Consider the following 13,834-nt stretch of genomic DNA (forward strand, 5'->3'; position numbering starts at 1 on the left):
CAAAGTCATCAGGCTACCTCACACAGGGCCGTCGGATCGATGGAAAGCGCCAGACGCTGACCATCGGGATGCAGATCGGCCGCCGAGCGGTTCAGCACATCCACCACCAATTCCACGCCCCGGGCTTCGACCCGGTAGCGAATCACGTTGCCCAACAGGCTGTGGCTGCGGATTTGCGCGTCGAGTTCGCCGTTCAGGCTCAGTTCGATAGCTTCCGGGCGAATCGCGATGCGGTGGGTAATCGGTCGCTGCAGCAGTTTTGTGGCGCTGTCGGCGTCCAGCAGGTTGTAGTTGCCGATAAAACCTGCGGCAAACACATCCACTGGCGCGGTGTAGAGGGTTTCGGCGTCGCCGCTCTGTACGATCTTTCCCTGATTCATCAGGAAAATCCGGTCAGACATGGTCAGCGCTTCTTCCTGATCGTGTGTGACGAAGATCGTGGTCAAGCCCAGTTCGCGCTGGATCTGACGGATCTGTTCGCGCAAATGCTTGCGAATCCGCGCGTCGAGGGCCGACAACGGTTCATCCAGCAACAGCAACCGTGGTCGCGTGACCAACGAGCGGGCGAGGGCCACACGCTGGCACTGGCCGCCAGACAGTTGATGCGGATAACGGGTGGCAAAGTCTTTCAGTTCCACCAGCCCCAGCACTTCGGCGACACGCTTTTGGCTGTCGTCGGCGTTGACCTTCTGCATGCGCAAACCGAAGGCGACGTTCTGCTCCACGGTCATGTTGGGGAACAGTGCGTAACTCTGGAACACCATGCCGATCCCGCGTTTCTGTGGACTCATCGGCACCAGATCGACACCCTCCAGCAGAATCTTGCCGCCATCGACCGAAGTCAGGCCGGCAATGCAACGCAGCAGCGTGGATTTGCCGCAACCGGATGGGCCAAGCAGGGTGACGAATTCACCCTTTTTGATTTCACAGTTGATGTCGCTGAATACCGTGGTGCCGGCATAGCTTTTTTGCAGGTGTTGGACGCTGACATAGCTCATTCGCTTTTGTCCTTGTTCAAGATATTGGCCGCCCAGGTCAGAACCAGCACAAAGAAGAAGTAGGAGATCACCAGCGCACTGGTGAAGTGGCCGCTGCTGTTACGCATGTTGTTGAGGTAGACCTGCAGGGTTTCGTAGCGGGTGCCGACCAGGATGTTGGCGAACACGAATTCACCGAACAGGAACGAGAACGACAACAGCAACGCCACCATCAAACCCTTGCGCAGGTTCGGCAGCACCACCAGGAACGCGGCTTGCCAGGTATTGGCGCCGAGCAATTGCGCGGCGTCCATCAGGTCGCGCAGGTTGATCGCTTGCAGGTTGTTGGTGATCGCCCGGTACATGAATGGCAGCGCGATGGTGAAGTAGCAGCCGATCAGAATCCACGGCGTACCGACCATCGCAAACGGCCCGGAACCATAGAGCTGCAACAGCCCGACCGAGGACACCACCGGCGGCACCGCGAAGGGCAGCAGGATCAGGATGTTCATCAGCGCATCAAGTTTGGGGAAGTGGTAATGCACCACGAACAGCAGTGGCAGAATCAGCACCACCGCCAGAATCAACGCGCCGACGCACACCAGCAACGACTGCCCGAAGGCATGCAGAAAGCGCGGATCGCTCCACAGCAGGATGTACCACTTGAAGGTAAAGCCGCTAGGCAGAATGGTCGCCGACCAACTGCTGGCGATCGAGTAGATCAACGTCCCGACCAGCGGCAACAACAGGATAGCCAACAGAAGGTACACCACCACCCGGTGATAGACGCCGGCGGCGCCCAGTTCAGCGCGAGACATGGTAGCTCCTCTTCAACAGCAGCTGATGCACGATGGTCACCAGGGTCATCAACGCAACGAGCACCACAGCCAGGGCACTGGCGAGGTTCGGGTCAAGGGAAATGTCGCCGGAAACCATCGCCGCAATGCGGATTGTCAGCACGTTGAAGTTGCCGGTGGTCAGCGCGTAGACCGTTGCGTAGGCGCCAAGAGCGTTGGCCAGCAAGATCACGAAGGTGCCGAGCAGCGCAGGCGTCAGCACCGGCAAACCGATATGGCGCCAGAACTGCCAGCCGTTGGCGCCGAGCAGTTCGGCGGACTCACGCCAGTCTTCACGCAAGGCGTCGAAGGCCGGATAAAGCAGCAACACACCCAATGGAATCTGGAAGTAGGTGTAGAGAATGATCAGCCCGGTTTTCGAATACAGATTGAAATCCTGAATGATCCCGGCCTGCTTGAGCATGATCGTGAAACTGCCGTTGAACCCCAGCAAAATGATGAACGCGAAGGCCAGGGGCACGCCGGAGAAGTTGCTGGTCATGTTGGCAAAGGCGTTAACGAAGTTACGCAGTTTCGAGTCGACCCGGCGCAGGGAATAGGCGCCGAGTACCGCGATGATGATGCCAAATACGCTGGACCAGAAACTGATCTCGAGGCTGTACTGGATCGCCTGCAAATAGAACTTCGAATTGAAGATCTTGGTGAAGTTGGCCAGGCCCCAGCCGAACTCTTCCGATTGCAGGCTGTTGATCATTACCCAGGTCAGCGGGGCGATCTCGAACACGATAAAGAACAAGGCGAAAGGCACCAGGCACAACGCTGCAAGCCATTTGCCGCGAGTCATGGCGTTCACTTGAGCAGCTCCCGGCAGACAGGTTTGTCGTGGGCCACGCCCAGCAGTTCGCAGACGGTGCCGCAGATTTCAGTCTGTTTCGGTGCGGCGTTGGCATTGAAGCTGAAAGCGTCGCCGAGGACGAACAGTGGTACTTCGCGTTCTTCCGGCAGCAGGCCGTTGTGGGAACGGTCGTTGTTCATGCCGTGGTCGGCGGTCACCAGCACCTGGTAACCGGCATCGAGCCAGCCTTGCAGGTAATCCGCGAGGTAGATGTCGGCGAAGCGCGCGCTGTTGCGGTATTGCGGGGTGTCGAGGCCGTGCTTGTGCCCGGCGTCGTCGATGTTCATGGGGTGGATCAACAAGAAGTTCGGCGCGTGCCGCAGGCGCAGGTTTTCGGCGTCGGCGAACAGGTGCGCATCCGGGTAGTGATCGCTCCAGTAGAAGTGCCCGTGCTGGATCGGCAGTTTCGGATCGTCGGTGTGACGATCCCGGGCCGCCACGAACGGCGAACGATTGTACAACTCGCTGACCCAGTGATAGGCCGCGGCGGCAGTCGTCAGGCCGGCATCCGTGGCGTAGTGATAGATGCTGCGCTGGTTGGACAGGCGCGAGACGTTGTTGTGGACGATGCCGCTTTCGATGGGCGGAACGCCGGTGAGGATGCATTCGTAAAGGGGGCGGGACAGGGCCGGCAGTTCGCACTCCAGTTTGTAGAGTGCCGCGCGTCCTGCGCCGACATAAGCCTGCAGGTGCCCCATGGCGTGGCGCGCGACTTCGTAGTTGAGGCCGTCGAGCACGACAAGGATGACGTTGTGCTTCATAGGGGCGATGACTCCGCAACAGGAAACAGATGAATCGAATTCAACTCAATCCACTGTGGGAGCGAGCTTGCTCGCTCCCACAGTGGATCTCCATCAGAGATCCAATCAGGGACTTACAGCATTACTTCATTTCGACGATGACTTCTTCGTTCCACTTCTGCGGCAAAGCCTTGGAAGTTTTTTCCCACGCATCCGCGTCTTTGATCGGCGTGACCTTTTTGTACTGCTCGTTAGGCAGCAGCTTGGCCTGGACGTCAGCCGGCAGCTTGATGTGCTCAGCGCGGATCGGACGGGCGTTGCCTTTCGCCAGATTGATCTGACCGGCATCGCTGAAGATGTATTCGCGGGTCAGCTTGGCGGCGTTCGGGTTTTTCGCGTATTTGTTGATGATGGTGGTGTAACCGGAAATCACCGAGCCATCGGATGGGATCAGCACCACATAGTCATCCGGGTTCGCCATCTTGGCCTTGTAGCTCAGGCCGTTGAAGTCCCACACCACGCCGACTTCGATTTCACCCTTTTCCATCGTGGCGATGGTCGGGTTGGCCATGGACAGGCGGCCTTGTTTGGCAAGGTCTGCGAACAGCAACAGCGCTGGTTGCAGGTTTTTCTCGTCGCCACCATTGGCCAGTGCCGCGGCCAGTACACCGTTGGCGGCCTGGGCGGCGGTGCTCACGTCACCGATGGAAACCTTGTATTTACCGGTTTTCAGATCAGCCCACTTGGTCGGGGCTTCGGAACCGTGCAGCAGCTTCTTGTTGACGATAAACGCGATGGTGCCGGTGTACGCCAGCGCCCAGTTGCCGTCCTTGTCTTTGGCCCAATCCGGGACTTGCGCCCAGGTGCTTGGCTTGTAAGGTTGCACCACGCCTTGTTTAACCGCGATCGGGCCGAAGGCTGCGCCAACGTCGCCGATGTCAGCGCTGGCGTTGTCTTTCTCGGCGGCGAACTTGGCGATTTCCTGCGCCGAGCTCATGTCGGTGTCGATGTGTTTCAGGCCGTACGTCTTGGCCAGGTCTTCCCAGGTGCCTTTCCAGTTGGCCCAGTCATCGGGCATGCCGACGCTATTGACCGCGCCTTCCGCTTTCGCAGCGGCTTCCAGGGTTTTCAAATCATCAGCGGCCATGGCGGCGGTGCACATGGCAATGGTCGAGCCTAACAGTGATGCCAGGAAAAGCTTTTTCATCCGAAGCTCCTTTGGGCGTTTTCAACGCTGCGATTGCGGTTGTGTTGGTCTAGGTCAGCAATACCTGAGCCAATTTAGGCGCCCCTGATGACATTTTGATGTCGACGACTGGTCGGCCTATATTTTTTGAGCTGCAATGCTCAGGCTTCGGAGTAAGCGTAGACCATGGCTAATAGGCTGATATAAAAGGACTTGGCCGTGAAATTGCAGGCGTCTGGAGCAACCGTTCGGCGGCTTTGTCATCTGTCAGTCATGTGCAGTGCCTAGGCTTGTCGGGAGTTGAGGGAACCGATTTGAATCGCGGTTCCGCCCCGAAACAGTGCTGGTCTAGTCCAGATAGGTAACGTTGATGCGCATCGAGACAACCAAAGCGGTGACAGCCATCGGGCAGGTTTTGCAGGAACAGCTCGACCATGGCCTGTTGGCGCCCGGGAGCAAACTGCCGGCCGAGCGCAAGCTCAGTGAGTTGTTCGGGACCACGCGGATCACCGTGCGTGAAGCGTTGTTGCAACTGGAGGCTCAGGGGCAGATTTATCGGGAGGAGCGCCGTGGCTGGTTCGTGTCGCCACCGCGCCTGGCCTACAACCTGATGCAGCGCAGTCACTTTCATGCGATGGTCAGCGCGCAGGGGCGGGAGCCTTCCACCGAGGTGATTTCAGCGCGGTTGCAACCGGCGTCGGCGGCGGTCTGTGCCTGGTTGCAGTTGCCGGCGTTGTCCAGCGTGATTCAGATTTGCCGGGCACGGCGGATTGATGAGCGGCTGGTGTTGTATGTGGAGCACTATTTGAATCCGCAGTTTTTTCCGGGGATTCTGGATTTCGATTTGAATCAGTCGATTACCGAGCTGTATGCGCGACATTACGACTTGCACTATGGGCGGGTGCGTTTCGAGATTGTGCCGACGGCATTGTCGGTGGATGCGGCGGCGGCTTTACGGGTGTCGGTGGGGAGTCCGGGGTTGCGCATCGCTCGGGTCAATTACGATCAGCATGAGCGGTTGATCGATTGTGATCTGGAGTTTTGGCGGCACGATGCGATTCATGTCGGGGTTGATGTGGTCTGAGCCTGGCCGCCACAAACTGTGAGTTTTTACGTTATCCGAAGCGGTAAATGTCCATGCCCAAGGCCCCCATGGTGAATCCCTTGTGGGTCACGCTGAAGTTTCCTCCGGCGCCGCGGGCAAAATACAAAGGCAACAAATGTTCATCACTGGGATGGTTGCGCACCGCATTCGGTGCTTGCTGACGGTAATCGTGCAACGCGGTTTCGTCGTTGGCAGCGAGTTTTTCGATCATCCAGTCACGAAATGCCTGGGCCCAGGGTTCGACGCTTTCCGGGCCGGCATGCCAGTCCAGTTCGCGCAGGTTGTGGGTGATGCTGCCGGAACCGATCAGCAGCACGCCGTGTTCGCGCAGACTGGCCAGGGCATGACCGACGCGGGTCTGCAGGGCCGGGCCGCCGCGGGTGGGCAGCGAGACTTGCACCACGGGGATGTCGGCTTTTGGATACATCAATGACAGCGGCACCCAAACCCCGTGGTCGAATGGCCGCTTAGCGTCGATGGCAGCAGGAAGACCGTTGGCCTTCAGCAGTTCGACAACCTCTGCGGCCAATTGTGGATTGCCGGGCGCAGGGTATTGCACGTCGAATAACGCCTGCGGAAAGCCGCCGAAGTCATGCCAGGTTTCAGGCTGGGGATTGCCGCTGACGAGTAACTCATTGCTTTCCCAATGCGCAGAAACAATTACGATGGCTTTGGGTTTCGGCAATTCTGCGGCCAGGCGAGCGAGGGCGGGCCCGCTGGCGCCCGGTTCCAGTGCCAACATGGGCGAGCCATGGGATATGTACAGGCTGGGGAACATGAATGAGCTCCTGAGGGGTAAGATGGCACCATCTTCAGTCAGATCATTGATCTAAATCTAATATAAGTTTTAGGGTCTTTTGATCGAATTTTCGGGATTAATTATGCAGCCGGAGTTTTGGCACAAGCGGTGGACGTCGAATCAGATCGGCTTCCACCTGCCGGAAGTAAATCCATATCTGCAACGGTACTGGCCGCAGCTGGGCCTGGAAGAGGGCTCGCGCGTACTGGTGCCGCTCTGTGGGAAAAGCCTGGATCTGCTGTGGCTGGCGAAATGCGGTCACGAGGTGCTGGGCATCGAATTGTCGGAAAAAGCGGTGGAAGACTTTTTCCACGAGCATCAATTTGATCCGGACGTCAGCGACCAAGGCCCCTTTACTGTCTATCGGGCGGGCTCGATCGAGATCTGGTGTGGTGATTTCTTCGCGTTGACGGCCGGCGATGTCGCCGATTGCAGTGCGCTGTACGACCGCGCTGCGTTGATCGCCTTGCCACCGAAGATGCGCGAGCAATACGCCGAGCACCTGAAGCGGATTGTGCCGAAGGATTCGCTGGGGCTGCTGATTACCCTGGACTACGACCAGGCACAAATGGAGGGGCCGCCCTTTGCCGTGCTGGATGACGAAGTGCAACGGTTGTTCGGTGCTTCGTGGGAGTTGAAGACTCTGGAGGACCAGGACGTTCTGGGCGAAAGCTGGAAGTTCCTGGAAAGCGGTGTTACGCGGCTTGAAGAGCGGGTTTATCGCTTGATGAGTTGATGGGACAGCAAGGCACAAAAAAGGGGCGATCAGATGATCGCCCCTTTTTGTATCACCGCAGAGCTATCAGCCCCGACGACGCAACGCGTCGATACGCTCTTCCAGCGGCGGGTGGCTCATGAACATGCGGGCGAACCCCTGTTTGATGCCACCGTTGATGCCGAAAGCCGTCAGGGTGTCCGGCATGTGCACCGGCAGCCCCTGTTCGGCACGCAGGCGTTGCAGGGCGCCGATCATTGCGGCGGTGCCGGCCAGACGCGCACCGGCTTCGTCTGCACGGAATTCGCGTTTACGCGAGAACCACATGACGATGGCGCTGGCCAGAATGCCCAGGACCAGTTCGGCGAAGATGGTTGCCACGTAGTAGGCGATGCCCTGGCCTTCTTCGTTCTTGAAGATCACTTTGTCGACAAAGTTGCCGATGATCCGTGCGAAGAACATCACGAAGGTGTTCACCACGCCCTGGACCAATGCCAGGGTGACCATGTCGCCATTGGCTACGTGGCCGATTTCGTGAGCCAGAACGGCCTTCACTTCATCAGGGGAGAAACGCTCGAGCAGCCCTTGGCTGACCGCGACCAACGCGTCGTTCTTGTTCCAGCCGGTGGCAAAGGCGTTCGCCTCGTAGGCCGGGAAAATACCGACTTCGGGCATCTTGATCCCGGCTTCCCGGGACAATTGCTCGACGGTTTGCAGCAGCCATTGCTCGTGACGTGTGCGCGGCTGGCTGATGATTTGGGTGCTGGTGCTCATCTTCGCCATCCACTTGGAGATGAACAGCGAGAACAGCGAGCCGGCGAAACCAAAGACCGCACAGAAAATCAGCAGCTGATTGAGGTTGAGATCAACCCCGTTGGCCGCCATGAACCCGTTGAAGCCGAAAAGGCTCAGGGTGATGCTGGCAATCAGCACGACCGCCAGGTTAGTGGCCAAAAACAGCAGGATGCGCATCATGGTTGTAGAAATCTCCTCATGCTAAAGATGTAGCGTACTGCGGGGTATATAAGGTGCTGACCCGGGCTATTCAACCAGGTGACTATTTCAAACTGTGTCCTACGGCAACAGTCTAGCTGTTTGAAGGGCATTTCCGACGTCGATGCGGGAAGTGTTTGTCAGCCAATTAGCGTCGCAAGCCCCGCCGTTGTTAGACGAGAGCGCGCAACGAGTCATCAGTCAGCGATTGAAGAAGCGATGTTTGGCAGGGCACAAAGAAATGTTGCTGAATCAATCACCGTGCGACTTGCGCAAGCGTCGCACGGTGACAGGCAGGTTACTGACGATAGGACTTGAGGAAGTTGCCGATACGTCCGATGGCCATATCCAGCTCGTCCACGCGCGGCAGGGTCACCACACGGAAGTGGTCCGGCCATGGCCAGTTGAAGGCCGTGCCTTGTACCACGAGCAGCTTCTCGGAGAGCAGCAGGTCGAGCACGAATTTCTCGTCGTTGTGGATCGGGCAGACTTTCGGGTCGATCCGTGGGAACGCATACAGCGCGCCCATGGGCTTGACACAGCTCACGCCGGGAATGTCGTTGAGCAGTTCCCAGGTGCGATTGCGCTGTTCCAACAGTCGTCCGTTGGGCAATATCAGATCATTGATGCTCTGGTAGCCGCCGAGGGCGGTCTGGATCGCATGCTGGCTCGGCACGTTGGCACACAGACGCATGTTGGCCAGCATGTCGATGCCTTCGATATAGCTCTGGGCATGGTGTTTCGGGCCGGAAATGGCGATCCAGCCGGAACGGAAACCCGCCACGCGATAAGACTTGGACAGACCGTTGAACGTCAGGCACAGCAGATCTGGCGCTAGCGATGCCGTGCAGATGTGCACGGCATCGTCGTACAGAATCTTGTCGTAGATCTCGTCGGAAAAAACCACCAGGTTGTGCTGACGGGCCAGTTCCAGCATGCCCAGCAGGACTTCTTTCGAATACACAGCGCCGGTCGGGTTGTTCGGGTTGATGATCACCAGTGCTTTGGTGTTCGGGGTGATCTTGGCCTTGATGTCGGCCAGATCTGGCCACCAGTTGGCCTGCTCGTCGCACAGGTAATGCACCGGGTTGCCGCCCGACAGGCTCACCGCGGCGGTCCACAGCGGGTAGTCCGGGGCCGGGACCAGCACTTCGTCGCCGTTGTTGAGCAGGGCCTGCATCGACATCACGATCAGCTCGGAAACGCCGTTGCCCAAATAGATGTCTTCAATGCCGACGCCTTCTACCTGCTTTTGCTGGTAGTACTGCATCACGGCCTTACGGGCGCTGAACAGACCTTTGGAATCGCTGTAGCCCTGAGCAGTCGGCAGGTTGCGGATGACGTCCTGGAGGATTTCATCCGGCGCTTCGAAACCAAAAGGCGCCGGGTTGCCGATGTTCAGCTTGAGGATGCGATGGCCTTCCTCTTCCAGGCGTTTGGCGTGCTTGAGCACTGGGCCGCGAATGTCGTAGCAGACGTTGGCGAGCTTGTTCGATTTGCTGACCTGCATGGCGATGTGTTCCCGAAAATGAACGATCCAGGCGGTGTTTGAACTACCGTACTGGGAATCCTGCGTATTCACACAGGCCTGACGCCTTGAGAGGCAGCACCCATAAATCTGTTTGAATGCGCGTGGTCTGGCTGCCAGACTGGCGTTTGACGAGGCGCAATCATACGTGCCGCCCGATCCGTGGAAAAGGTACAGATCGGGCTTTTTCAGCTGCTGAGGTGTGATGATGGAAAAGTTGGAAAAAACCCTGGAAGAATGGCGGGCGATGCTCGACCCGGAGCAGTACAACGTTTGCCGCCTCAAAGGCACCGAACGGCCGTTCTCCGGCAAATACAACGACAGCAAGGTCGACGGCATTTACCACTGCATCTGCTGCAACGAGCCGCTGTTTGATTCCAAGACCAAATTCGACTCAGGCTGCGGCTGGCCGAGCTTCTATGCACCGATCGGTGACAGCGCCATGGTCGAGATCCGTGACGTCAGCCACGGCATGATCCGCACCGAAGTGGTCTGCGCCAAATGCGATGCGCACCTGGGGCACGTGTTCCCGGACGGTCCGCCGCCGACCGGCCTGCGTTATTGCATCAACTCGGTGTGCCTGGACCTGGTACCCCGCGGGTAATAAGCCAGAGGGCGATCCGATGATCGCCCTTCGGATATTTAAATTGCACACAATTCAATTGCTCGCTATGTTTACCTCATCTTCCCTCATTTAGAGTCCGAACCATGAGCGACAACCTGCTGAGCATCCCTTGCACCACCATCAAGGGTGAGCAAAAGACCCTGGCGGATTTCGCCGGCAAGGCCGTGTTGGTGGTCAATACCGCGAGCAAATGCGGCTTCACCCCGCAGTACAAAGGCCTTGAAGAGTTGTGGCAGACCTACAAGGATCAAGGCCTGGTGGTGCTGGGTTTTCCGTGTAACCAGTTCGGCAAGCAAGAACCGGGCAACGAAGGGGCGATTTCCGAGTTCTGCGAGTTGAACTTCGGCGTCAGTTTTCCGCTGTTCAAAAAGATTGAAGTCAATGGCGCCGGCGCCCATCCGCTGTTCGTTCAACTGAAAAAACGCGCGCCGGGTGTGCTGGGTTCCCAGGGCATCAAGTGGAACTTCACCAAGTTTCTGATCGGCAAGGATGGCCGGTTGGTCAAGCGCTTCGCTCCCGCGACCAAGCCGCAGGACCTGACCCGCGAGATCGAAGCCCTGCTCAAATGAACACCTTGTCAGTCGATTCCCTGAAGCTTGACAGTCAACTGTGCTTCAAGCTGTACGCCGCTTCCCGGGCGGTGATCCGCGCCTACAAGCCAATGCTCGATCAGCTCGGCCTGACCTACCCGCAATACCTGGCGATGCTGGTGTTGTGGGAATGGCAGGAGGCAGCTCCAGAACAGCCGACGGTCAAGGCGTTGGGCGAACGCCTGGCGCTGGACTCCGGAACGCTGACGCCGTTGCTCAAGCGTCTTGAGCAACTGCAACTGGTTCAGCGTCAGCGCTCGGCGCGGGACGAGCGTGAAGTGCACTTGAGCCTGTCGCCAACCGGCAAGGCCTTGCGCGATCAGGTCGGGCCGCTCAAGGCCCGTCTGTTATGCGACAGCGGTGTGGATCTGGATCGCCTGAACGATCTGCGCGATGGTCTTGATCACCTTTTGGGGCAAATCAAAGCACTGTCGTAGTAGGGACCCACAGGTCCAGCAGGGCAGCCAACTCTTCCCGACGGAAGGGTTTTGCCAGGTAATCGCTCATGCCTGCCGCACGACAGCGTTCGCGCTCTTCGGACATGGCGTTGGCGGTCAAGGCGACGATGGGCAGCTGTGGCCAGCGTCCGCTGCGACGGATTTGCCGACTGGCCTCGTAGCCGTCCATCACCGGCATGTTGCAGTCCATCAGCACCAGATCGAATTCGCTCTGCTCCAGCTGATCCAGCGCCTCGCCACCGTGACCGGCGACAATCACCTCGCAACCGAGTTTTCCGAGCATCCCCTTGGCCACCAGTTGGTTGACCGGATTGTCCTCCACCAACAGCACGCGTCCGCGTCGTTGTGGGGAGAGGGCGTCGAGCCGGGCACCGTTGATCGTGTTGAGTTCCGGCTGCAGGGTTCGCCGCAGCGTCTGGTACAGCGCGTTGCGTGCCAGAGGCCGCGCCTGTTGCTGTAAGGGGGCGAGGGCGAGGGCTTGTTCGCTGGGCATGAAACTGCCGTAGGCGGTGACCAGCAGAATGGGCGCTGTACACGAAGGGCGCAGGCCAAACAGGCATTCGGGGCAATCGGTAATCAGTACATCGGGGTTCAGGCCCAGCAACGAGTCATCGATGGAACGCTGCTCATAGTCGAGCCCCCAGCCGGGCAACACACTGTTCAACAGTTCTGCCAGACCGCTGCTGGCGGCGGTAATGGCGATGACCTTGCCCTGTAAAGAGGCCGGGGGAAGGGCGCGGGTGTGGCTGGGCAGCGGCAGATCCGCACAGAACTGGCTGCCGAAGCCTGCTTCCGAGCTGATGGTGAGGCGCCCTTGCATGGCTTCGCAGAGGTTGTAGGTCAGTGCCAGGCCCAACCCGGTCCCGCCGAATTGCCGGGTAATGCCGGCACCCGCTTGCGTGAAGGGCTGGAAGATCTTGACCTGGGCGTCCTGGGCGATACCGATGCCGGTGTCGCAGACTTCGATTCTGACGCCGTCCTCGAATGTCGACAGGCGCACATCGACGCGACCAAAGCGGGTGAACTTGAGGGCGTTGGACAAGAGGTTGCTGACGATCTGTCGGACCCGGGTCGGATCCCCAAGCACCAGGGCCGGAAAGTGCGGGTCGATCAGGCAGCTCAGCTCGACACTCGGCGCGGCGTTTTGCGATAGCAGGTTGGCGGTGTCCTCGATCAGCGAACCGAGGTCGAACGGAATATGTTCGAGCTCCAGCTGGCCGGCATCGAACTTCGACAAATCGAGAATATCGTTGAGCAGTTCCACCAGTACTTTGCCCGAGTCATGGGCGATGGACAGCTGTTGCTGTTGCTCGGCATTGAGCGGGCCGTCCAGGGAAAGCGCGATCATCCCCAGCAGGCCATTGAGCGGCGTGCGGATCTCGTGGCTCATGTTGGCCAGGAACACCGAGCGCGCTTCGGCCATGTCCAGGGCGGTGCTGCGGGCGACTTCCAGTTCCTGATTGGATTGGCTGAGCCGCGAGTTGATCGCCTTGAGTTCCGCCGTGCGGGCCGAGACGATGTTCTCCAGTTGCCCGAGGTAGTCGGTCAGGCGGTTTTCGGCGTTGCGTCGCTGCTGGATTTCGGTGGCGATGTTTTCGAATTGTTGATTGGCAACCTTGACCAGTACACCGATTTCATCGTTTTCATGATCCGTCGGACACTCCAGAAACGTCGACTCCGCACTGCGCGGGTCGCGAATACTGAGTTCACGGATGACCCGCACCAATGGCTTGGTCAGCATCACATAGAACAGCGCCAGCAGGATGCCGGTCAGCAGCAGGCTGCGAGCGAAGCCATTGAGCAGGGTCACCTCGGCCCGACGCAGGAACCGGTTGCCGAATGAATAGGTGTCGACGTCCAGGCTCAGGGTGCCGAGGGATTCGGTCGGCAAGTGATCCAGGTAGAGACGGTCTTCGAACTGCCGGTTGGCGCCGAACAGGAAGTCGCTGATCACCCTATAGCCGTTTTGCACGCCTGGGCGTTTGACGTTGGCGAGCACGGTACCGTTGTTGTCGGTCAACTGCGCACCGATGATCGCCGGCGAGCGCAACAGGCCCAGGGTCAGTTCCTGAGCGAGTTCGGCGTCGATGTTGTAGGCAATGCGGGACGCGGGGTTGTGGCTGATTTCCAGTAAAGACAGGATTTCTCGGTTGATGGAGGCGTCTTCACTGGCATAATCGATGCCTATTTGCAGCAGACTGAGCAGCGTGCCCAGAATGAAACCGACCAGCACAGTAAGCCTGGCTTGCTTGTAGGACAGCCGGTTGGTGAACTTGATATCCATGGGGTGTTGAACCACTTCCGTTTCCCTTCGCTGCTCAAGCATAGTCGATCATGCATGGATACCGATGTTCTCGCGAGCCCTTGTGCAAAGGGATGAACCGAACACCGAACGCTGTGTTTCGTCGCTGTATCGCCATCATTAC

General features: G+C 58.6%; 14 protein-coding genes. 5 read left to right on the forward strand and 9 right to left on the reverse strand.

What is annotated here, in order from left to right:
• Window positions 1-8: 8 nt before the first annotated feature.
• The 5 genes from ACMXYI_RS15020 to ACMXYI_RS15040 form a co-directional block, all read right to left on the reverse strand.
• Window positions 9-998, reverse strand: a complete 990-nt coding sequence (locus ACMXYI_RS15020; RefSeq protein ID WP_415773766.1) for an ABC transporter ATP-binding protein — start codon at window positions 996-998, stop codon at window positions 9-11.
• The gene (locus tag ACMXYI_RS15025) at window positions 995-1,795 is read right to left on the reverse strand and encodes an ABC transporter permease (RefSeq protein ID WP_415773767.1); all 801 of its coding nucleotides are present in this window, start codon (window positions 1,793-1,795) and stop codon (window positions 995-997) included. The genes ACMXYI_RS15020 and ACMXYI_RS15025 overlap by 4 nt, the downstream gene beginning before the upstream one ends.
• On the reverse strand, window positions 1,782-2,618 hold the full coding sequence (locus ACMXYI_RS15030; RefSeq protein ID WP_415773902.1) for an ABC transporter permease: 837 nt from the start codon (window positions 2,616-2,618) through the stop codon (window positions 1,782-1,784). Before ACMXYI_RS15030 ends, ACMXYI_RS15025 begins: the two co-directional genes overlap by 14 nt.
• 5 nt (window positions 2,619-2,623) lie before the next feature.
• A complete protein-coding gene (locus tag ACMXYI_RS15035; protein WP_415773768.1) occupies window positions 2,624-3,430 on the reverse strand; it encodes an alkaline phosphatase family protein in 807 nt (268 codons plus the stop codon).
• Window positions 3,431-3,551: 121 nt separating this feature from the next.
• Window positions 3,552-4,616, reverse strand: coding sequence for an ABC transporter substrate-binding protein (locus tag ACMXYI_RS15040; protein WP_415773769.1), 1,065 nt, complete (start codon window positions 4,614-4,616; stop codon window positions 3,552-3,554).
• Window positions 4,617-4,965: 349 nt separating this feature from the next.
• Here ACMXYI_RS15040 and ACMXYI_RS15045 point away from each other — a divergent pair, with 349 nt between their 5' ends.
• Window positions 4,966-5,679, forward strand: coding sequence for a UTRA domain-containing protein (locus ACMXYI_RS15045; protein ID WP_415773771.1), 714 nt, complete (start codon window positions 4,966-4,968; stop codon window positions 5,677-5,679).
• A gap of 31 nt (window positions 5,680-5,710) precedes the next feature.
• Here the strand turns inward: ACMXYI_RS15045 and ACMXYI_RS15050 are convergent, their stop codons facing one another.
• Window positions 5,711-6,478 carry a DODA-type extradiol aromatic ring-opening family dioxygenase gene (locus ACMXYI_RS15050; protein ID WP_415773773.1) on the reverse strand — a complete coding sequence of 256 codons (768 nt, stop codon included), beginning with the start codon at window positions 6,476-6,478 and terminating at the stop codon, window positions 5,711-5,713.
• 103 nt (window positions 6,479-6,581) lie between these two features.
• Here ACMXYI_RS15050 and ACMXYI_RS15055 point away from each other — a divergent pair, with 103 nt between their 5' ends.
• Complete coding sequence (locus tag ACMXYI_RS15055) at window positions 6,582-7,235, forward strand: thiopurine S-methyltransferase (protein WP_415773774.1); 654 nt, start codon at window positions 6,582-6,584, stop codon at window positions 7,233-7,235.
• 66 nt (window positions 7,236-7,301) lie between these two features.
• Here ACMXYI_RS15055 and htpX read toward each other — a convergent pair whose 3' ends face one another.
• Entirely contained in the window at window positions 7,302-8,189 is an 888-nt protein-coding gene (gene htpX / locus ACMXYI_RS15060) for a protease HtpX (RefSeq protein WP_008145865.1), read from the reverse strand.
• Window positions 8,190-8,505: 316 nt separating this feature from the next.
• A complete protein-coding gene (locus ACMXYI_RS15065; protein ID WP_415760804.1) occupies window positions 8,506-9,717 on the reverse strand; it encodes a pyridoxal phosphate-dependent aminotransferase in 1,212 nt (403 codons plus the stop codon).
• Window positions 9,718-9,943: 226 nt separating this feature from the next.
• On the opposite strand from ACMXYI_RS15065, the gene msrB reads away from it, so the two are divergent.
• The 3 genes from msrB (at window position 9,944) to ACMXYI_RS15080 (ending at window position 11,387) form a co-directional block, all read left to right on the forward strand.
• Entirely contained in the window at window positions 9,944-10,339 is a 396-nt protein-coding gene (msrB, locus tag ACMXYI_RS15070; protein WP_046049240.1) for a peptide-methionine (R)-S-oxide reductase MsrB, read from the forward strand.
• A gap of 104 nt (window positions 10,340-10,443) precedes the next feature.
• Window positions 10,444-10,929 (forward strand): glutathione peroxidase, encoded by a 486-nt coding sequence (locus tag ACMXYI_RS15075; protein WP_415773777.1) that lies wholly within the window; start codon window positions 10,444-10,446, stop codon window positions 10,927-10,929.
• Window positions 10,926-11,387, forward strand: a complete 462-nt coding sequence (locus ACMXYI_RS15080) for a MarR family winged helix-turn-helix transcriptional regulator (RefSeq protein WP_008145868.1) — start codon at window positions 10,926-10,928, stop codon at window positions 11,385-11,387. Before ACMXYI_RS15075 ends, ACMXYI_RS15080 begins: the two co-directional genes overlap by 4 nt.
• Here the strand turns inward: ACMXYI_RS15080 and ACMXYI_RS15085 are convergent.
• The gene (locus ACMXYI_RS15085) at window positions 11,371-13,692 is read right to left on the reverse strand and encodes a hybrid sensor histidine kinase/response regulator (protein ID WP_415773779.1); all 2,322 of its coding nucleotides are present in this window, start codon (window positions 13,690-13,692) and stop codon (window positions 11,371-11,373) included. The two genes, ACMXYI_RS15080 and ACMXYI_RS15085, sit on opposite strands and share 17 nt — an antisense overlap.
• Window positions 13,693-13,834: the final 142 nt, after the last annotated feature.

Origin of the sequence: Pseudomonas lyxosi (assembly GCF_047758685.1) — a bacterium.
Classification (GTDB): Bacteria; Pseudomonadota; Gammaproteobacteria; order Pseudomonadales; family Pseudomonadaceae; genus Aquipseudomonas; species Aquipseudomonas lyxosi.